Source organism: Thalassolituus sp. LLYu03, from assembly GCF_050507655.1.
In the GTDB taxonomy this organism is placed as follows: Bacteria; Pseudomonadota; Gammaproteobacteria; order Pseudomonadales; family Oceanobacteraceae; genus Venatoribacter.
The window spans coordinates 3,657,704-3,677,015 of record NZ_CP191496.1; the positions used below are offsets into that span (position 1 = coordinate 3,657,704).

Annotated in this window: 20 protein-coding genes; 11 read left to right on the forward strand and 9 right to left on the reverse strand. The window is 58.8% G+C overall.

Annotation, left to right across the window (positions count from 1 at the left end):
- Positions 1-206 precede the first annotated feature (206 nt).
- Both mnmG and ACQUQU_RS16305 read left to right on the forward strand, forming a co-directional pair.
- Entirely contained in the window at positions 207-2,105 is a 1,899-nt protein-coding gene (mnmG, locus tag ACQUQU_RS16300; protein ID WP_430460765.1) for a tRNA uridine-5-carboxymethylaminomethyl(34) synthesis enzyme MnmG, read from the forward strand.
- A 115-nt stretch (positions 2,106-2,220) separates the two neighbouring features.
- Positions 2,221-2,454 (forward strand): hypothetical protein, encoded by a 234-nt coding sequence (locus ACQUQU_RS16305; RefSeq protein ID WP_430460766.1) that lies wholly within the window; start codon positions 2,221-2,223, stop codon positions 2,452-2,454.
- Here the strand turns inward: ACQUQU_RS16305 and ACQUQU_RS16310 are convergent.
- The 7 genes from ACQUQU_RS16310 to ACQUQU_RS16340 all read right to left on the reverse strand — a co-directional run bounded on the left by ACQUQU_RS16310 (position 2,438) and on the right by ACQUQU_RS16340 (position 8,544).
- Positions 2,438-3,766, reverse strand: a complete 1,329-nt coding sequence (locus tag ACQUQU_RS16310) for an ATP-binding protein (protein WP_430460767.1) — start codon at positions 3,764-3,766, stop codon at positions 2,438-2,440. The genes ACQUQU_RS16305 and ACQUQU_RS16310 overlap by 17 nt on opposite strands.
- Entirely contained in the window at positions 3,763-4,434 is a 672-nt protein-coding gene (locus tag ACQUQU_RS16315) for a response regulator transcription factor (protein ID WP_430460768.1), read from the reverse strand. The genes ACQUQU_RS16310 and ACQUQU_RS16315 overlap by 4 nt, the downstream gene beginning before the upstream one ends.
- Positions 4,434-4,700 (reverse strand): PepSY domain-containing protein, encoded by a 267-nt coding sequence (locus tag ACQUQU_RS16320; RefSeq protein ID WP_430460769.1) that lies wholly within the window; start codon positions 4,698-4,700, stop codon positions 4,434-4,436. Before ACQUQU_RS16320 ends, ACQUQU_RS16315 begins: the two co-directional genes overlap by 1 nt.
- Positions 4,681-5,313 carry a diheme cytochrome c gene (locus tag ACQUQU_RS16325; RefSeq protein WP_430460770.1) on the reverse strand — a complete coding sequence of 211 codons (633 nt, stop codon included), beginning with the start codon at positions 5,311-5,313 and terminating at the stop codon, positions 4,681-4,683. The genes ACQUQU_RS16320 and ACQUQU_RS16325 overlap by 20 nt, the downstream gene beginning before the upstream one ends.
- A 13-nt stretch (positions 5,314-5,326) precedes the next feature.
- Positions 5,327-5,743 (reverse strand): DUF1924 domain-containing protein, encoded by a 417-nt coding sequence (locus ACQUQU_RS16330; RefSeq protein ID WP_430460771.1) that lies wholly within the window; start codon positions 5,741-5,743, stop codon positions 5,327-5,329.
- Positions 5,744-5,759: 16 nt separating this feature from the next.
- Positions 5,760-6,353, reverse strand: coding sequence for a cytochrome b/b6 domain-containing protein (locus ACQUQU_RS16335; RefSeq protein ID WP_430460772.1), 594 nt, complete (start codon positions 6,351-6,353; stop codon positions 5,760-5,762).
- A 139-nt stretch (positions 6,354-6,492) separates the two neighbouring features.
- A complete protein-coding gene (locus ACQUQU_RS16340) occupies positions 6,493-8,544 on the reverse strand; it encodes a TonB-dependent receptor (protein WP_430460773.1) in 2,052 nt (683 codons plus the stop codon).
- A 483-nt stretch (positions 8,545-9,027) separates the two neighbouring features.
- Between ACQUQU_RS16340 and ACQUQU_RS16345 the strand changes: the two genes are divergently transcribed.
- The 4 genes from ACQUQU_RS16345 to ACQUQU_RS16360 all read left to right on the forward strand — a co-directional run bounded on the left by ACQUQU_RS16345 (position 9,028) and on the right by ACQUQU_RS16360 (position 13,128).
- The gene (locus ACQUQU_RS16345; protein WP_430460774.1) at positions 9,028-9,828 is read left to right on the forward strand and encodes a substrate-binding periplasmic protein; all 801 of its coding nucleotides are present in this window, start codon (positions 9,028-9,030) and stop codon (positions 9,826-9,828) included.
- A gap of 93 nt (positions 9,829-9,921) precedes the next feature.
- Positions 9,922-10,692: a substrate-binding periplasmic protein gene (locus tag ACQUQU_RS16350; protein ID WP_430460775.1), complete on the forward strand. Its 771-nt coding sequence runs from the start codon at positions 9,922-9,924 to the stop codon at positions 10,690-10,692.
- A 230-nt stretch (positions 10,693-10,922) separates the two neighbouring features.
- Positions 10,923-11,285 (forward strand): hypothetical protein, encoded by a 363-nt coding sequence (locus ACQUQU_RS16355; protein WP_430460776.1) that lies wholly within the window; start codon positions 10,923-10,925, stop codon positions 11,283-11,285.
- Positions 11,286-11,448: 163 nt separating this feature from the next.
- Complete coding sequence (locus ACQUQU_RS16360) at positions 11,449-13,128, forward strand: DUF4105 domain-containing protein (RefSeq protein ID WP_430460777.1); 1,680 nt, start codon at positions 11,449-11,451, stop codon at positions 13,126-13,128.
- Between the two features lie 2 nt (positions 13,129-13,130).
- Here the strand turns inward: ACQUQU_RS16360 and ACQUQU_RS16365 are convergent, their stop codons facing one another.
- Positions 13,131-13,937, reverse strand: a complete 807-nt coding sequence (locus ACQUQU_RS16365; RefSeq protein WP_430460778.1) for a DODA-type extradiol aromatic ring-opening family dioxygenase — start codon at positions 13,935-13,937, stop codon at positions 13,131-13,133.
- A gap of 96 nt (positions 13,938-14,033) precedes the next feature.
- Positions 14,034-15,200 (reverse strand): YbfB/YjiJ family MFS transporter, encoded by a 1,167-nt coding sequence (locus tag ACQUQU_RS16370; RefSeq protein WP_430460779.1) that lies wholly within the window; start codon positions 15,198-15,200, stop codon positions 14,034-14,036.
- Between the two features lie 182 nt (positions 15,201-15,382).
- On the opposite strand from ACQUQU_RS16370, the gene rsmG reads away from it, so the two are divergent.
- From rsmG to atpB, 5 genes are all read left to right on the forward strand, one after another.
- A complete protein-coding gene (gene rsmG / locus ACQUQU_RS16375) occupies positions 15,383-16,033 on the forward strand; it encodes a 16S rRNA (guanine(527)-N(7))-methyltransferase RsmG (RefSeq protein ID WP_430460780.1) in 651 nt (216 codons plus the stop codon).
- Between the two features lie 29 nt (positions 16,034-16,062).
- Entirely contained in the window at positions 16,063-16,839 is a 777-nt protein-coding gene (locus ACQUQU_RS16380) for a ParA family protein (protein ID WP_430460781.1), read from the forward strand.
- Positions 16,840-16,858: 19 nt separating this feature from the next.
- Positions 16,859-17,788: a ParB/RepB/Spo0J family partition protein gene (locus tag ACQUQU_RS16385; RefSeq protein WP_430460782.1), complete on the forward strand. Its 930-nt coding sequence runs from the start codon at positions 16,859-16,861 to the stop codon at positions 17,786-17,788.
- 198 nt (positions 17,789-17,986) lie between these two features.
- The gene (locus ACQUQU_RS16390; RefSeq protein ID WP_430460783.1) at positions 17,987-18,355 is read left to right on the forward strand and encodes an ATP synthase subunit I; all 369 of its coding nucleotides are present in this window, start codon (positions 17,987-17,989) and stop codon (positions 18,353-18,355) included.
- Between the two features lie 24 nt (positions 18,356-18,379).
- Positions 18,380-19,279 (forward strand): F0F1 ATP synthase subunit A, encoded by a 900-nt coding sequence (atpB, locus tag ACQUQU_RS16395; protein ID WP_430460784.1) that lies wholly within the window; start codon positions 18,380-18,382, stop codon positions 19,277-19,279.
- The last annotated feature ends 33 nt before the right edge of the window (positions 19,280-19,312 follow it).

Below are 19,312 nucleotides of genomic sequence, written 5' to 3' on the forward strand. Positions count from 1 at the left end.
AAGCCCTTGATTGCACGGGCTTATTCACAGAAGTCCACGGTTGTTAACAAAAACTCTTAACATGCCAGATCCATATGTGGATAAAGTGGATAAGTGCTTTGGTTAAAAATCGCACAGTGCTATGCCACTTCCCTGAGAACACTGGTATACTCCGCGCCCTTTTCTCCTGCGCCGGTTGCGGCGGTTACTGATTTCCGAGGTGGTTTGTGGATTATCCTGTCCGTTATGACGTCATTGTGGTCGGTGGTGGCCATGCCGGTACTGAAGCGGCACTGGCGGCAGCGCGTACCGGGTGTAAGACCCTGCTGCTGACCCACAACACCGACACCGTCGGCGTGATGTCGTGCAACCCGGCCATCGGTGGTATCGGTAAAAGCCATCTGGTGAAGGAAATCGACGCCCTTGGCGGTGCCATGGCGCGCGCTACTGACAAAGCCGGTATTCAGTTCCGCATTCTCAACAGCCGCAAAGGCCCGGCCGTGCGTGCCACCCGCGCTCAGGCAGACCGTCAGCTGTACCGCGCCGCCATTCGTCAGATTGTGGAAAACCAGCCGAATCTGGATATCTTCCAGGCCGCCTGTGACGATCTGATCGTGCAGGGCGACGGCGTCGGCTCGACCGTGTGTGGCGTGGTGACCAACACCAATATGCGCATTCACTCCACCACTGTGGTGCTGACTGCCGGTACGTTCCTCGGCGGACTTATCCACATCGGTTTCGAGAACCACTCCGGTGGCCGAGCCGGTGACCCGCCGTCGATTGCCCTGTCCAAGCGTCTGCGTGAAATGCCGTTTACCGTTGGCCGTCTGAAAACCGGTACCCCGGCGCGTATTGATGCGCGCAGCGTTGATTTCTCGGTCATGCAGGAACAGCCGGGCGACACGCCGCTGCCGGTGATGTCCTTTATGGGCTCTGTGGCCGAACACCCACAGCAGGTGAACTGCTACATCACCCACACCAACGAGCGCACCCACGACATTATCCGCGCCAACCTGCACCGCTCGCCTATGTACGCCGGCGTGATCGAAGGTATTGGCCCGCGTTACTGCCCGTCGATTGAAGACAAGATCAACCGCTTCGCCGACAAAACCAGCCATCAGGTGTTCGTTGAGCCTGAGGGTCTGAACAGCACCGAGCTGTACCCGAACGGTATCTCCACCTCGCTGCCGTTTGATGTGCAGCTGGATCTGATCCACTCCATCCGTGGTTTCGAAAACGCCCACGTCACCCGTCCGGGCTACGCCATCGAATACGATTATTTCGATCCGCAGCAGCTGAAGCACAGCCTCGAAACCAAGTGCATGAACAACCTGTTCTTCGCCGGTCAGATCAACGGCACCACAGGTTACGAAGAAGCCGGCGCCCAGGGCCTGCTGGCCGGTATGAACGCCGCCCTGCGTGCGCTGGAAAAAGACGCCTGGATTCCACGCCGCGATCAGTCGTACATCGGCGTACTGGTCGACGACCTGATCACCATGGGCACCAAAGAACCGTACCGCATGTTCACCAGCCGCGCCGAATACCGCCTGGTGCTGCGTGAAGACAACGCCGACCTGCGTCTGACCGAAATCGGCCGCGAACTGGGCGTGGTGGATGACGAACGCTGGGCTGCGTTCTCGACCAAGAAAGAAGCCATCGAACAGGAAACCGCGCGCCTGAAGAGCACCTGGATTCAGCCGGGCACGCCGGAAGCCGCTCAGGTCGAAGCCATGGGCGAAACCGCACCGGTACGCGAATACAACCTGTACGACCTGCTCAAGCGTCCGATGCTGGAATACGCCGGCGTGGCGACCCTGAAAGGCGAGCCGGTTGCCGACCCGCAAGTGGCGGAACAGGTGGAAATTCAGGCCAAGTACGACGGCTACATCGCCCGTCAGCTGGAAGAAATCGACCAGCTGCGCCGCTATGAAAACACCAAACTGCCGACCGATCTCGATTACGACGCCATCGGCGGCCTGTCGAACGAAGTGAAACAGAAACTGCGCACCCTGCAGCCGGAAACCCTGGGTGTGGCCTCGCGCATTTCCGGCATCACGCCGGCGGCTATCAGCCAGATTCTGATTCACCTGAAAAAGAAAAATGCGGTGAACAAGTTAAGCGCCTGATCTGAATCCGGCACTTTTCACACCCTGAAAGCGAAAAGGGGCTTGATACGCATCAAGCCCCTTTTTTATTGCCCTGCCACACTGAATCCCTGAGCCAACACCAGGGGATACGACCATGAGCGGCGAACAACAGATTATCGACTTCCTGCTGCAGCAACTGGATGACGCCGCCGCGCAGGAGAAAAAGCTGAACAAGGCGTATCTGGAAGACATTCTGTTTACCCAGCTGCTGGGCCGGCTGGCGGAACGGCGCACAGAAAAAGACATACTGCATCAGGTGCAGTACAACCTGACCTTCGAGCAGCGCAACATCAGCAAAGACGAGCTGGTGGTTACGCGGGGCTGTTAAGCGGCAGGCGGATGGTAACGCACAGGCCTGTGGGCTCATTGGCCTGCAGCGTCAGCGTGCCCTGATAGCTGGCGACGATATCGCTGACGATCGCCAGCCCGAGTCCGCTGCCGGCGGGACCGGATTCATCAAGGCGGGTGCCGCGTTGCAGCAGCCGTTCCTGCTCGGCCTGCGCGATGCCGGGGCCGTTATCACAGACCGTTATCTGCCAGGTGCTATCCGCCTGCTGCAGACTCACGTTCACTTCGCCGCCACCGTACTGGCAGGCGTTATCCAGCAGATTACCCAGTAATTCCAGCAGGTCGTCGCGGTCCTGCGGCAGAACTGCGTTGTCGTCATAGTGAGCTTCGATGCGGGTTTGCGGGTAAAGCTTGTGCAGTACCTGCAGCAGCGGCGGTAAATCGTCGGCTACGGTCAGCTGCCGGCCCGGTGATGACATGCCGACAATGCGCGCGCGTTTCAGCTCGCGCTGAATCAGGGTCTGCAGTTGTTGCAGCGCATCGCTTTGTTGTTGCTGTTGCTGTGGACTGAGCTGGTCGCAGAGCAGCTGCAGTTGCTGCAGTGGCCGTTTCATTTCATGGGCCAGATTGCCCAGCGCGTTGCGCGAACGGCTTACTCTTTCCTGCAGCAGGCTGAGCAGGCGGTCGACCTCTTCTGCCAGTGGCTGTACTTCCTGCGGATAGGCCTGCTGGCCGGAACTCAGGCTATCAAGCTTACCGAGACGCAAGGCCTGCAGCTGCTGTTGCAGCGGTTGCAGGCGGGCAAACACGGCACGCAGCAGGCGCCTCTGAATCACCAGCAACAGCACCAGCAAGGCCGCCAGCAACAGCAGAGCCGCGAGCCGGTAGCGGTTGAGTTGCTGACTTAGCGGGCCGATATCCTCTGCCAGCCATAAGGTCAGGTGCGTGCCGTCGACACTGACACCCTGAGCCAGACTCAGCCATTTTTCGTTCTGCAGGCCAGCCTGCTGCCAGTGGCGCTGCTCGCCGGGCGGCAGTTGTTGCTCCGGGGCTGACTGATCCCATAACGAACGGCTGCGCAGGCTGACGGCCGCCCCGCTGACACTGAAGTAATGCCCGGAATACACCCGCTGATACAGGGTGCCGAGGCGGCTGTCGTCCACCTGCCATTGCCCCTGTTCATCACGGGTCAGGGCCGCCAGCAGGCTGTCTGCGTCGTGCTGCAGGCGGCTTAATACGTAGTGGCTGGTGAGCGAACGCACGCCGGCATCGGTCAGCAGCATCAGCGGCAGCATCAGCAGCACCAGGCTGATCAGCCACTGCCGGCGCAGCTGTTGCTGCAGCGACATCATGCGCTGTGCTCCGTTGCCAGCTGATAGCCCTGCCCGCGGCGGGTTTCGATAAAGTCTTTACCAAAGTGCTGACGCAGGCGGTTGATGTACACCTCCAGCACATTGCTGTCGCGTTGCTGCTCTTCTTCGTACACGTGTTCGCTGAGACGGGTTTTGGAATGCACCTCGTGCGGATGCTGCATCAGGTAGCGCAGCAGGCGGAATTCGATGGCGGTGAGTTGCAGTACGCGGCCATCAGTCGTGGTTGCCTGCTGGCGTTCGGTATCCAGCGTCACGCCGCGCCAGCTCAGTTCGTTGCTGGCCTGACCGCCGTGACGGCGGACTATGGCTTCGAGGCGGGCCAGCAATTCGGCGGTATGAAAAGGCTTGCCCAGATAGTCGTCGGCACCGGCTTTAAGGCCATCGACGCGCTCGTGCCAGGCGTCGCGGGCGGTGAGAATGAGCACCGGCACACGGTTGGCGCGTGCGCGCCAGCTGCGCAGTACATCAAGGCCGCTTTTACCGGGCAGGCCCAGATCCAGCACGATCAGATCCGGGTGCAGTTCGTCGCCGAGAAATTCGCCATCAACGCCGTTATCGGCCGTTTCAACTGCGTAACCGGCGCCGCGCAGAACCGGTAACAGCGCCTGCACCAGTGCCGGGTCGTCTTCAATCAGCAGCAGTTTCATCAGTCGGTTTCATCCTCCAGCCACCGGCCACTTGCGGCGTCGACTTCGGTCTCGTGGCGCTCGCCGTGGGCATCGCGCCATTTGAGTTCGTAGATCAGGCGGTTGTCTTCGTATTCGAGCTCGGCATCCAGCAGGGTGCCGGGCAAGGGCTGTTTCTGCAGTATGGCTTCCAGCGACAGTATCTCACCCTGCTGCACCCAGACCCTGACCTGTGCCGGGTCCGGGTGCTTGCCGGCCTGAGCCGGATTAATCATCCCAACGGCCAAAGCCAGGAATATCCACTGTGTGTTCATTGAATTTCCCCTGAGCTGCGTCGCGGTGACAGCTGTCACATTGGCTGAATGAACCGACCTGTGGATTGCCGCTGACCAGGCGCTGCGGAATCTCACGGTGCTTGCGCGTGAAGTATGGCAGTTCGGTGATGCGCAGTGGAGTCTCATCGTAGGCTAAGCGGGCTGTGAAGCGGCTGTGGTTACTGGTGCTGTTGGCACTCAGGTAGGCCAGCAGTTCGGCCTGCAGTGCCGGGTCAACGGATGCGTCTTCGCCATAGTGGTCTTCCAGCGAGGTCATGATGGTCTGCCAGCTGCGTGCGGGCAGAAACTTTGCCGGATACGGCACGTGACAGCTGCCGCATTCGCTGCGGTATTGTTCGGCATCGGCCAGCGATGTGCCCGGTGACGCCGGTGGTTCTGCTGGCATGTCACGCATGCGGTCGTCGCGGTTTTCGCTGTACCGGCGGTCGCCATCATCATCGTCCGCATGCGACTGATTGTTCAGCGTGCTCAGACCATACAGGCCGAGCGTGAGCGCACCACCCAGCATGAGCGTACCGGTGAAAAAGCGCAGCGTATTTAAAGAAAATTGCAGTTTACTCATCATAATTCTCCCCGGTTTATGGCTGGCTCAGCCAAGTAATGACATCGCCTTTTTCCTGTGCGCTGCATTCGCGCCCCAGCGTCCAGCGACAGTTACGAAGGAACCACTTTTCGGTTTCGGCGGCATCGCTGAAGCGATGCGGGTTCTCGCGCAGCGCCATAGGTTCAATCGGTTTGCCGGTTTTCTGATGCTTGCCGGCCCGCGCCGGATCGCTGCCATGGCAGCTGGCACAGCTGCGGCCATTTTTGTCCTGCAGCCACAGTGCCTGCCCGGCAGCGGCGGAAAACGGCCCTGCTCCTGCGGCCTCCAGCGCTTTAAGCTGACTGCTGGCATCGGCGTGGCTGACACTGCTCAGCAGTGTGGCCAGGGTAAAAACGCCGCTCAGGATGACACTGGCAGGCACGGCACTGATGAGTACGGACTGTCGTTTCATGGTTCTGATCCTTTGGTTAATCGTCACGGCTGGCATCGACGTCGCCTTCGCGCGCCTGTTTGCGGCCGTGAATCATGGCGCGCACCAGGTTTTCACGGTGGTGGATGCTGCTGAACAGCACGCCGGCGACGTGCAGGAACACCAGTGCCAGCGTGCTGTTGGCAAAGAATTCGTGGATTTCTTTCAATGTGTGTTCGTTGAAGGATGCCAGCCAGCTGCCGGCCAGCGGCCCGGCGTTTTCATCGGCGCCCAGCGTTGCCATGCCGAATACCACAGTACCGGTCAGCGCCAGCAGCAGGACGATGACCATGGCACCACCGGCCGGGTTGTGGCCGGTGTAGCGACGGGCACGGCCCGCAGGAATGGCTTTCAGATAACTGAGGACGCTCTTCGGTGACTTCACGAAATCCGTGAAGCGTGCGTGGTGGGTGCCAATCAGCCCCCAGATCAGACGGAAGGCAACCAGTGCGGCAACACTGTAGCCGGCCCAGACATGCAGGGTTTCGAAATCGTCTTCACTGAAGTAAGCGGTAAAGAAAAACAGGACCAGCGACCAGTGGAAAATACGAACCAGTGGGTCCCAGACTTTGAGGGTGTTGGTGGGTGTCATAACGCACGCTCCGGGTTAGTTAAACCCAGACTAACGTGCGTTACCTTAAATCAGGCTTAAGTGGCTGTTTGGATGCGTCACACAAAAACGGCCGCAATTGCGGCCGTTTTTGTCAGCGAATGACCACCAAAGCTCTCTGTCAGAAGCTGTAGGTCACCGAGGCGCCGATGGTACGCGGGTCGACAATCGACGCGGTGCCGTTCGGGTAGCTGGTGGACGCCGGCTCTTTCGACAGCAGGGCTTCTTCGTTGGTGAGGTTATTCACAAACGCCGACAGCAGCCAGTCGCCCTGTTCGTAGGTGGCGCTCAGACGGGCGGTGATGAAATCGCCGGCTTTGCGTTCTTCGGTATTGAGGAAGTCGCCGAAGTATTCACCCACGTAGTTGGCCGACAGGTCGACGTTCAGGGCGTGGGTCAGCCAGTAGCGGCCACCCAGACTGGCGGTGACGCCCGGTGCTGAGTTCAGGCGGTTGCCATCGGCTTCCGGGTATTCGTCGGCGGCGTCGGTGATTTCCGATTCCAGCAGACCCAGACCGGCGCGCAGTTGCAGTTCGGTGGAGACAAACAGACGCGCTTCCACTTCCGCGCCGTAGGTGACGGCTTCGTTCATGTTCTCAATCACGCGGCTGCTGTTCAGCGACTGGAAGCCGTCGTAGGTGTTGTGGAACAGGTTCACCGACAGGTTGAGGTCGCCGTCCAGGAGGGTGCTGCGGCTGCCCACTTCATAGGCAGTTACGTACTCTTCATCAAAGTAGTAGTACTCGTTGGCAGTGGTGTTGAAGCCGCCGCCGCCCTGGTTGTAACCCTTGCGCGCGCTGGCAAACAGGGTGGTGTTGTCGTTGGCCGCAAACTGCACCGCCAGTTTCGGCAGGTGAATGGTTTTCTCGCGGTCGAGCTGCGCGGTGTCGGCGCCACGGAACGAGAAGTTGCGGGTCTGCTCTTCTTTCTGGATGCGGCCACCCAGCGTCAGGCTCCACTGCGGGTTGAACTGGTAAGTGGCTTCACCGTACAGCGCGCTGGAGGTGGCGCTGTCGTCACCTTCGTACACAGTGCGGCCAGTGCTGCCGAAATCCTGGCTGCGGTCGGAATAGGCCAGACCGACAAAGCCGGTCAGCACCGCATCCTGCGGGTGGAAATTCACCTTGGCGTCGATGTCGGTGTCTTCTTCTTTCATCGAAACCTGCGACTGGCTGGCGGCGGTGGCCAGATATTCGTCGAAGCCCCAGTCGAAATCGGTTTTGGCGACCAGCACATCCACCGACACGGCGTCGGACACGTCATAGCCCAGATCCAGACTCAGGGTGTCGGATTCGGTGTCCATATAACGCTGGGTCACGGGAATAAACGCGTACGGATCGTCGGCGGTGAAATATTCGCGGCCGGTGTCGCCTTTCTCTTCGCTGGTGACGTACGTCAGCAGCGCCGACAGCCCTTCAATGGCAGCCGGTTCCCACAGCAGCTTGCTGCGCAGACGCTGTGATTTGAGCTCGTTCAGGTCGTGGGTCGATGGGTTGGTATCGTACTCCAGCCCCTTGTTGTAGGTGTCGCCCGTGGTGTTCTCGGCGGCGATGCGCAGCGCCAGCTGATCGGCAACCAGCGGCGCGTTGATCATGGCAGCGGTGTTGATCAGGCTGTCCTGATTGCGCGCGCTGAGGCGGGCTTTGCCTTCCCATTCGTAGCCTGGCTTATTGGTCTTGATGTAGATGCTGCCGCCAATGCTGTTACGGCCATTGGTGGTGGATTGCGGACCCCGGTAAACCTCGATCTGCTCCACATCCCACAGGCCGGTATCGCCGGTCAGGTCGGCAATAAAGGGTTCTGCGACACCATCGACCAGACGCGAAACCCGCGCTTTGGAGCCGCCGGAAAACGACAGGAAGCCGGTCGCCGAACCGTTACCGGACACGCCGCGGATGTCCGGGTTGGTGCCCGGCAGAACCACCAGATTGACGGTATCCGACACCGCGCTGTTCACCGACAGATACTGGTTGTTGGCCAGATCGGCGCCGTCGATCACGCTCACGGACGAGGTGGTGTCTTTCAGCGAACGCTCGGTTTTTTCACCGACCACGGTGACCTTATCCAGCGTTGGCAGGTTGGCTTGTTCATCGGCGTGGGCCGTGTGTACTGCAGCCAGTGCGCTGCAGATGGCCAGGCTGAGCAGTGTCCGCGCGGTGTTCTGATGATTCATGGTGGGCTCCTGTTTCCTTCCCCTGAAAAGAGACAACTGATACTGGCCGCGGACGGTAATGCAAAACGTTATCAATATCAATGATAGGTATTCGTATTTGCAGTTGATTTAAATGTTATTTGATGTGCGACGGGCAAACGGTGGCATCGACGACCCTGTCGTGGATAACCGGCTGGCGGCGGTAATGAGGGCGGCGGCTAATCGTGCGTTGTGCGTAATAGGGCGTTGTAAGTAAGAGGGCGTTGTAAGTAAGAGGGCACTGTGAGCAAGAGGGCGTTGTGGAAAGCAGAGCGCGGCGGCAAACGCGGCGGGCAATTTCACCTGACATTTTCTCCTTACTGCTAACGTGACTACGACGTTCAGGGCGGATTTGCGGCAAATGACAGCATCATGCGCCAGCGGCGCCGGATGTTCGTGTGCAGGTTCGTGAGCAGCTTCCTGACGACGGGTTACACTCAGACTAAAGCCGTCGTGGAGTCGCCAGTGTCTGCCCGTCTGATCCGTTCATCGTTGCCGGGGCTTTTCGCCCTGCTGCTGTCGTTGCCCCTGCTGGCCTGTCCGGCCGGGGTCAGCACGCCGGTGCTGGTCGGCTGGGAGCCATGGGAACCCTACACTTTCACCGATGACACGGGGCGCGAAACCGGCGTTGATCTGGAAGTGCAGCGCGAAGTGCTGCGGCGCATGGGCTGTACGGTGCAGTTTGTGAATCACCCGTGGAAGCGGCTGTTAGCCGAAATCGAACAGGGCGTGATGCACATGACCGGCAGTGCTTCATTCAGTGATGAGCGGGCGCAGTGGGGGCATTTCAGCATTCCCTACCGCAAAGAGAAAATGCAGCTGCTGGTGCGCGAAGGCGAAGCCGCCGGCTTCCGTGAAACCATCCGTACCCTGCGCGACCTGCCCGGCCACGGCTTTGTGCTGGGCATCACCCGAGGTTATTACTACGGTCCGGAAGTCGACTGGCTTGAGCAGCAGGCCGATTACTTCGCTGACCTGCAGCCGGTGAGCGAAGACGCGCTTAATTTCCACAAGCTGGCGCTGGGACGCATCGACGGTTTTCTGGGTGATCCGCTGCCGACGGCAGTGGGCATCCGCGCTCAGGGGCTGACCTTGCGCACCGAACCCCTGCTCACCATCACCGAAGGCGATATCCACGTGCTGATCAGCCGCAAGGCGGTGACCGACGAATTCCTGCAGCGCTTTAATCAGGAATTACAGGCCATGATCAGCGAAGGCTTTGTCGACAAACTCATCGCGCGCTTTGGCGGTATGCCGCTGCCCTGACGGCTGACTTAACTGCCAGCCAGACGTCTTTCCGCCTGCATTCACGGGCGCGCTTTCTACACTCCTAGGTAACTCACCTGAGGAGAATCTGATATGACCCTGCGCATCCGACTGCTGTTGCTTCTGACCGGCCTGCTGGCCCTGCCCGTTCAGGCTGATATCTGCCCGGCGGGTGGTGTCAAAGTGGGCTGGGAACCGTGGGAACCCTACGCCTTTGAAAAGAGCGGCGCCTTTACCGGCCTTGATCTGGATATGGCTACCGCCGTGCTGCAGAAAATGGGTTGTCCCTACACCTACGTAAACCGCCCATGGAAGCGGCTGCTGACCGAAATTGAATCCGGTGCCCTGACTATGACGGGTGGCGCCTCGCGCACCGCTGAACGTGAGGTCTATGGTCATTTCAGCGACCCGTACCGCACCGAATCGGCGGTGTTGTTTGTGCGCAAAACCGACGCCGCCGGACTGGCTTCTGTAAAAACCCTGCGCGACCTGATCGGGCGCAATTTCAAACTGGGTTTCACCCGCGGTTACTACTACGGCGAGAATTACGCCGCGCTGGAAAATGACCCGGGCTTCAAGGCGCTGCTGGTCGAAGCCGGCGACGACGTCACCAATTACAAAAAAGTGGCAGCCAGGCGTCTGGACGGTTTTCTCGCCGACCCCTTCTCGGCCGCTGCCGGGTTCAAAACCGAAAATATGACCAACCAGTTTGCACCGCTGATGACAGTGTATTCGGACGACATCTATTTTCTGATCAGCAAGAAAGCCGTGTCGGCGGAATTTATGGCGGCCTTCAACAAAGGGCTGGCCGACCTGAAAGCCAGTGGCGAATATCGGGCGCTGCTGGATAAATACCTGCAGTAACCCGCTCCTTCCCTCCTGACCCACAGACCAGGCGTCATTTATGAGGCTTGGTCTGTTACGGATAATTGTCCCGTTAATTCATATAAGGTTCATATTCCGCAGTGCACACTGCGCGGCCTGTCTGTGACTGGCTTCCGATGTTCCGCAATCCGGAGTTCAGCACGGCCACAGATGTGGTACATTTGTGCCGGCCAAGAAAGGCCCACTTCAGGGATTTAAAGGAAAACCTCATGAAAATGATCAAAGTTGCACTGGCTGCTGCCGCGCTGTCTTCACTGGCTGGTTGTGCCACCATGCTGTCTGACGACGTAGCCACCGTTAACGTTGCTACCTCTACTGGCAAAAAAGTCGACATCACCGTTGATGGCCAGCAGTACACAGTGCCGGGCATTGTTAAACTGGCGAAAGACGGCGAAGACAAAGTCATTGAAGCCAAAGATCCAGCCTGTGCTTCCAGCACCGCGATGACTACTCAGATCGAACCTACCTTCTGGGTTAACATTCTGAGTCTGGGCGTGTTCGGTTCTACCACTGACTCTGCAACCAGCAAAATGTGGACTTACGACAAAAACGTCGTGATCAGCTGTCAGTAAGCGAATGATTGCATTCGTGCGAAGAGGAGGCCTGCGGGCTTCCTTTTTTTTGTGTCTGCTTTACGCCACTGCACTGCATGCAGCGGTAGCGAACGCCTCTGAGTCTTCCACTGCGCAAGGCGCTGTAACGGAGGAGTCTTCGGGATCGCAACGCTGGTGGTCTTTGCTGCATTTCGACGGTGCACGCGCGGCTGTTTCCGACCCGGCATTTTTATTGTCACTGCCCGATTTTTCCCCCGCTGCTGAATGGCGTGCTACGCAACTGGCCTTCCGCGAAAATCCGCACATTATCTGTCGCTTTCCGGCGCGCTACCTACTGATGAAAACAGCCGGTGAGGCTTTGCCCGAAGCGCCCGCTTGCCCTGACTATCAGGAATTTTTGCAGCAGGCACCGGCCGACAGCATCAGCGTCATTTACGCATCGGAAAATCTGGTGAATCCGAGCAGCATGCTGGGCCACGGCATGTTGTCGCTGGCAGGACGCCGGGCCGACGGATTTTACGCCCAGCATTCGGTGTCGTTTTTTACCGAACTCGACAGCATGAATCCGTTGAAGGTGATCTGGGAAACGCTGGTGGAAGGTAAGCCGGGTTTCTTTCTGGTGAAGCCGCTGGCGCAACATTACGAATTTTATAATCTGGCCGAACAACGCAACGTCTGGCGTTATGAGCTGGATCTCACTGCGGACGAGCGCCACCTGCTGCAGGCCCATTTATGGGAATTGCGCACGGTGCAGATGGATTACTTTTTTCACACGCAGAATTGCGCCACGGTGTCCGCCGATTTATTGCGCCTGGTCATTCCCGAATTAACCACAGGCGCCTGGGTTACCCCCATTGATCTGGTAAAAGCCGTGAATCGCAGCGGAAAAATCCGCACAGCCGAGCTGGTGCCGTCGGCTAAGTGGCGGGTACAGATGCTGGAGGATGTGGTCTCTGCAGAGGATCAGAATCAGGTTTACCGCTGGCAGTCGGCAGAAGGTTCATCCGGCAAGCAGCCGGAAGTGACCCTTTCAGATGCGCCGGATCAGAACGGTTTTCTGCAACGTTCACTGGCGAATGCGGTGCTCGATTTTCGCCAGCAAACACGACGGATTTCAGCGGATGAGGCGCATCAGCTGCGGACGCAGATTCCACAGGTCAGTGCCGATGATGAATACGAACTGACACTTGAAAAATACCGCTCGCCATTGAAAACACCGGACGATGCTCACTGGTCGCTGGGGTATCAGAGAACCGCAGACAGTGACTGGATCAGCGCCGACTGGCTGGCGGTTGGGCACGGTCTGGAAGACGATAACCGCCAGTATTTTTCCGAAAACGAACTCAAATTATTTGAGCTGTCGCTGCGTGCATCGCCAGAGCAGCAGGCGCTGCGCCTGAATCATCTGGCGCTCTATTCCGCCCGGTCACTGAATCCTTGGGACCGGTTTACCGGCGGAATATCCGGTGATTTCCGGCTGGGCTTTTTTCCATTGGTCGACGATGAGCTGCAGTCGTCGACCGCCTGGAACGTGCACGGCGGTGTCGGCATGACGTTCGCCCTGTCGCCGGACTTACGCGTGTACGGTCTGATGAACGCCGGCTGGTATCGCAATCGCGAGGCCGATTTTATGTACGCTGAACCGGAAATCGGTGCGTATCTGTATGAAGTGTTCGATATGAAAAGCTGGCTGCGTTATCAGCCCAGACTGGCCGCGGATCAGAAGCCGGTGCAGCGGCTGACGCTGACGCACAGCATTTATGGTTCGACGGATTCGGCGCTCATCGCCGAAGCCGCCCGCGTCTCCGCCGATGGCCGGATCGCGCGCGAAATGAGTCTGAGCTGGCGGCTGTATTTCTGATGTCAGAGGCCAAAACCGATGGCCGATACGGCCTTGCCGAACACCACTTCCTGATAGAAGGCTTCGCCTGTGTCTGCGGCGCCGGCACCGGCGATCACCATTAACGGCAGCAGGTGTTCCTCTCGCGGGTGCACCTGACGCGCCGCCGGTGCGGTGCTCCATTGTTGCAGCTCTTCCGCCCGGCCGGCTTCATCCCGCGCGCAAGCTTCCATCAGCCAGTTATCAAACTGGCGCGAGGCCTGAGCATCGCCGCTGGCCGGCGAGAAAAAAGCCCTCAGATTGTGATAGCTCAGACCGCTGCCAATGATCAGTACACCTTCATTGCGCAGTGCCGCCAGCGCTTTACCTGCCGCCAGATGGTCCGCCGGATTCAGCCCGCGCTTCAGCGACATCGCCAGTACCGGTACATCCTCGTTGGGGTACGCCACTTTTAACGGAATAAATACACCGTGATCCCAGGCCGCATTGTTATCCACAGTGGCGTCGATACCCGCATCACGTAACAGCTGCGCAGCACGTTGCGCTAATTGCGGTGCGCCCTGAGCTCTATAGGTGATTTCGTAGGTGTGCGGCGGGAAGCCGTAATAATCGTATTCCAGATGCGGCTGCTGGCCGCCGGCAAAGGTAAACACCGGCGCTTCCCAGTGAGCCGTTACCAGCAGAATGGCTTTTGGCGGTTCCGGCACGCGCTGCGGAATGGATTGCAGCATAGCCGCCATCTTGTCCCAGACGTGCGGATTGCCCGGCCATTCCATAAAGAAACACGGGCCACCGCCGTGGGGGACGTATAAGGCTGGCTGGGTATTCATGGTTTCACTCCGTACGAGCAATATGGGTATCTGTCGCCAGTGTAGCGCCGTTTAAAACGGGCTACCCATTACTCCGGGGTAAGTGCGGGGGAACAGTCAGTGCCGTCTGGCAGGCACCTTCAGCATCAGCACAAACGCCCACACCAGCGCGACCAGGCCCCAGATAAAGGTGGATGCCAGTGTGGCGCCGCCTTCGATGCCCATGCGCGCCAGCCAGGGGCCCAGCAGTTGCGTGAAACCGTACAGCGCTATCAGCGCCGCACTGAGACGCGGGCCCTGGTGCGGGTGCAGCGAGCGCGCCAGTCGCTGGGTCAGCAATACCGCGCCGAGAAACGTGCCGCCAACCAGCACAGCGCACAGCCACAGACCCGCAATCTGTTGCGGCAGCAGCAGAATGGCGGCTACGCCGGTCGCCTGAATGCCGTAGTTCCACAGCAAGGCGGGTTTGTCACCGATGGCGGCGCCGAGATGATTCCACAGCCAGGTCGACGGCAGTGACGCCACCGCCACAATCAGCCAGGCGCTGGGGGTCATGGTCAGTTGCCAGTCGGCGGCGACGGCGGGCAGGAAGGTCATGGGCAGAATGTAGCCAAGGCCGGCGCCGGCGTAGGCCAGAAACAGCGGCGTGCTGGCTTTGTCCCACAGCGGTGAGTGGTCATCGCGGCCGGTATTCGGAGCATGTCCCGGCAGACGGGCCAGATACCAGGCGCTCCAGACCGACAGCGGAATCGCGACCACCGCCGCCGGCAACCAGCGGCCAGAGCCAGCCAGTGCGCTGGCGGTCAGGTCGGTCAGGGCGCTGGAGCTGAGCAGGCCGACGCCCACGCCGAGGTACATCAGACCACTGAGCTGCGCTTTGCCCTGTGCCGCCAGATACTCCAGCACCAGTGCCGGTGCCAGTACGAACACCACGCCATTGCCAATGCCGTTGATCAGGCGCAGCAGCGCCAGCGCGTTATAGTCGTTGGCCCAGCACTGGAGCAGTGTGATCAGACCGTTACCGAGCAGCATCATCAGCAGGGCTTTACGGCCGTGGCCCCGCTGGTACAGAAACAGCGCCAGCATGGCGCCGGCCAGATAGCCGACGTAATTCCAGGTGGCCAGCGACGCCGCCTGTGCCAGCGTGATCAGGCCATCATCGACCAGCAGTGGCAGCAGTGGGGTGAAGACGAAGCGGCCGAAGCCATGCACCACCACCAGAGAGACGGCGGCCGCCAGAATCGGCCACCAGTGGGATGAAGGGGTGTGAGGCTGAGACAACATGGTACCGCTCCGTTGTTGAGTGCCTTCATCATAGGCGTCTGTCCGGCATCCCCCCAGCCCGACTTTGGTTATGCCCGGAACAAGCGTGGTGAATGGCGGCGTCCAGACGCCCGACGGCGATTGTGTTACCATCCGCGGCTTCTTCTGATCCGGTTTTTCTGAGTTCTGCCGTGAGTCCTGCCATGAATTTTAACGCCGACCAATTACGCCAGCAGATCGCCCGCGGCGCTGCTGACCTGCAGATTGCCCTCACCGATGAGCAGCTCGATGCCCTGCTGAGTTATCAGGAACTGCTGCATAAGTGGAATCAGGCCTACAACCTGACGGCCATCCGTGAGCCGGAGCGCATGGTGAACCTGCATCTGCTCGACAGTCTGGCGGTACACCCCTTTGTGCAGGACGCAGACAACATCATCGATGTGGGCACCGGCCCCGGCCTGCCGGGCATTGTGCTGGCCATCATGAACCCGCATAAAAGCTTCACTCTGCTCGACAGCAACGGTAAGAAAACCCGCTTTCTGTTTCAGGCGCGCACGGCGCTGAACCTGAGCAATGTGACCATAGTGAACGATCGGGTCGAGGCATATCATCCCCAAAAACCTTTCGATATGATTGTCAGCCGCGCCTTCGCCTCACTGGCGGATATGACCGGCTGGTGTCACCATCTGCGCGCGGAAAATGGCTGTTTTCTGGCCATGAAAGGGCAATATCCGGTGGATGAAATCAAGGCCATCGAAGACAAATACGAGGTGGCCGCAAGTTACGCCATCGAGGTTCCCGGTGTGGATGGCGAGCGCCATCTGTTGCGCCTGCTGCCCCGCACATCAGCCTGAGGGGCGCAGGTATTAAAGGAAGCAGTATCGTGAGCAAAGTTCTGGCAATCGCGAATCAGAAAGGCGGCGTTGGTAAAACCACCACAGCGGTGAATCTGGCGGCGTCACTGGTGGCGACCAAGCGTCGTGTGTTGCTGGTGGATCTGGACCCGCAGGGTAACGCCACCATGGGCAGCGGTATCGATAAGTACGAGCTGGAACTGTCGATGTACGAAGTGCTCACCGGCAAATGCCGCACCGCCGACGCCATCTGTAAAACGGATCCGGCCGGATATGATCTGCTGCCGGCCAACGGCGACCTGACCGCCGCCGAAGTAGAACTGATGTCGCTCAACCGTCGCGAGAGCCGCCTGCGTGAAGCGCTGGCCGAAGTACGCCCGGATTACGACTACATCCTGATCGACTGTCCGCCGTCACTGAATATGCTGACGGTCAATGCGCTGGTGGCGGCGCAGGGTGTGCTGATTCCGATGCAGTGCGAGTATTACGCACTGGAAGGTCTGAGCGCGCTGGTGCAGACCGTGGATTCCATCCGCGACAGCATCAACCCGAAACTCGAAATTGAAGGTCTGTTGCGCACCATGTACGACCCGCGCAACAGCCTGACTGTGGATGTTTCCACACAACTGATCAGTCACTTCGGTGACAAAGTGTACGGCACCGTGATCCCGCGTAACGTGCGTCTGGCAGAAGCCCCGAGTCATGGGGTGCCGGTGCTGAGTTACGACAAAACGTCCCGTGGTGCCGTTGCCTACCTGGCGCTGGCCGGTGAAATGAACCGCCGCACGCGTCAGGCCGCCCGATAGAACAAGGTTACAGACTCGCATGACAAAGAAAAAACGCGGCTTGGGCCGCGGCCTGGATGCCCTTCTGACCAGCTCGCGTGCTGCGGCGGTCGCTACGCTGGCGGATGACGACACGGATGTGATCGAAGCGCCGCTGGAGCGCGCCGATGCGCCGGTGTCGCTCGACGGTGAGCTGCGTCACCTGCCGATTGAATGGTTGCAGCCGGGTCAGTATCAGCCGCGCAAAGACATGCAGCCGGAAGCACTGGAAGAACTGGCCGCCTCGATCAAGGCGCAGGGTCTGATGCAGCCGATTGTGGTGCGTCCGTTGCCGGTGGGTGAAAACCGTTTTGAAATTATCGCCGGTGAGCGCCGCTGGCGCGCCTGTCAGCTGGCTCAGCTGGATACCGTGCCGGCGCTGATCCGGGATGTGCCGGACGAAGCGGCCATCGCCATGGCGCTGATTGAAAACATCCAGCGTGAAGATCTGAATCCGATGGAAGAGGCCAACGCCCTCTACCGTCTGCAGCACGAATTTGAGCTGACTCAAATGGAAGTAGCCGAAGCCGTGGGTAAAAACCGCGCCACCGTTGCTAACCTGCTGCGTCTGATGAATCTGAATGAAGACGTGAAGCGTCTGCTGGAGCATGGCGACATCGAAATGGGTCATGCCCGCGCGCTGCTCGGCCTCAGCGGTGGCCAGCAGAGTGAAGCCGCTGCACAGGTGGTAAGCCGCGGACTGACCGTGCGTCAGACCGAAGCGCTGGTGCGTCACCTGCAGGAAACCAAAGGCAAAGATAAGGAAGCCGCGGCCCGTCCGAATCCGGACATTCAGCGCCTTGAGCGCGTGCTGGGCGATCGTCTGGGCGCCAAAGTGGCGATCCAGCATTCCGCCAAAGGCAAAGGTAAGCTGGTCATCAACTACAGCTCGCTCGATGAGCTGGATGGCATTCTGGCACACATCAAATAACGCCCTTCTGACGAGCCCGTGCCACGCGGGCTCAAGTTCTGACTGACATTCATTCGCTGAATGACGTACATCACTTAAAACCTATCAATTGACAGAGCTTTACCCCCGGTTCCGGTTGATGCCGGCAGGTCGACCCCATATAATCACCGCGCTTTAAAATAGGCTGTTGCGGGTTTTTGTCTAATAGCGGGGTTTCGGATGGCTGGCATTCCACGTCCTCCGGCCTACCGGATCGTGATTTTCCAAGTGTTACTCACGTTCGCGGTTGCTCTGCTGGCACTGCTGCACAGCCCCCTGGCGGCCAAATCGGCCTTTCTGGGAGGACTGACCTGCGCTGTACCGAATGCGTACTTCATCTGGAAGGCATTCAAATACAGTGGCGCCCGGTCAGCTGCGCAGATTGTGCAGTCGTTCTATCAGGGAGAAGCCTGGAAATTTGTGCTCACGTCGCTGTGTTTTGTCGTCATCTTCCAGCGCGTGGAGCCTCTGAATGTTCTGGCACTGTTTGCAGGATTCATAACAGTGCAGCTGGGGCATGTGGCCTCGGCAAAGATTGCCAATTTATAAACCTTTGAATGTTGGAAGTGAGCAATGGCTGGTAACTCTCAAGAGTATATCTCGCACCACCTGACCAACCTGACCTACGGTAAGCTGCCGGCAGGTTTTGTTCGTCACAACGCAGACGGTTCTGAAACTGAACTGACTGAAGCCACCTGGACCATGGCCCATAACGGTCATGAAGCCAAAGAAATGGGTTTCACTGCAGTTCACGTTGACTCCCTCGGCTGGTCTGTCGGTCTGGGTGCTCTGATCATGTTCCTGTTCTGGCGTGCCGCCAAGCGTGCGACCACTGCCGTACCAACCGGCTTCCAGAACTTCATCGAAATGATTGTTGAGTTTATCGACAACACAGTTAAAGAAGCGTTCCACGGCCGTAACGCCATGGTGGCTCCACTGTCTCTGACCATCTTCACCTGGGTTTTCATGATGAACTTCATGGACTTGATCCCGGTTGACGTGTTCCCAAGTATTTTTGGTGCCTTCGGTGTGCACTACATGAAAGTGGTTCCTTCCACTGACGTGAACATCACCATGGGTATGTCTCTGACTGTCTTCGCAATGATGATTTTCTACTCCATCAAAGTGAAAGGCATTGGCGGTTTCGTGGGCGAGCTGACGCTGCACCCATTCAGCGCCAAAAACCCGGTTGTTCAGGCCATCTTCGTGCCGATCAACTTCTTCCTGGAATCCGTTGCACTGCTGGCTAAGCCTATCTCTCTGGCACTGCGACTGTTCGGTAACATGTACGCGGGCGAGATGATCTTCATCCTGATCGCACTCATGTTTTCTGCGGGTGCGTTCATGGCACTGCTGGGCGGTGTCCTGCAATGGGCCTGGGCGGTTTTCCACATCCTGGTGATCACACTGCAAGCGTTCATTTTCATGATGTTGACCATCGTGTATCTGAGCATGGCGCACGAAGATCATTAAGTTTTTAACCCTTAACTCACTTTAACTAACTTA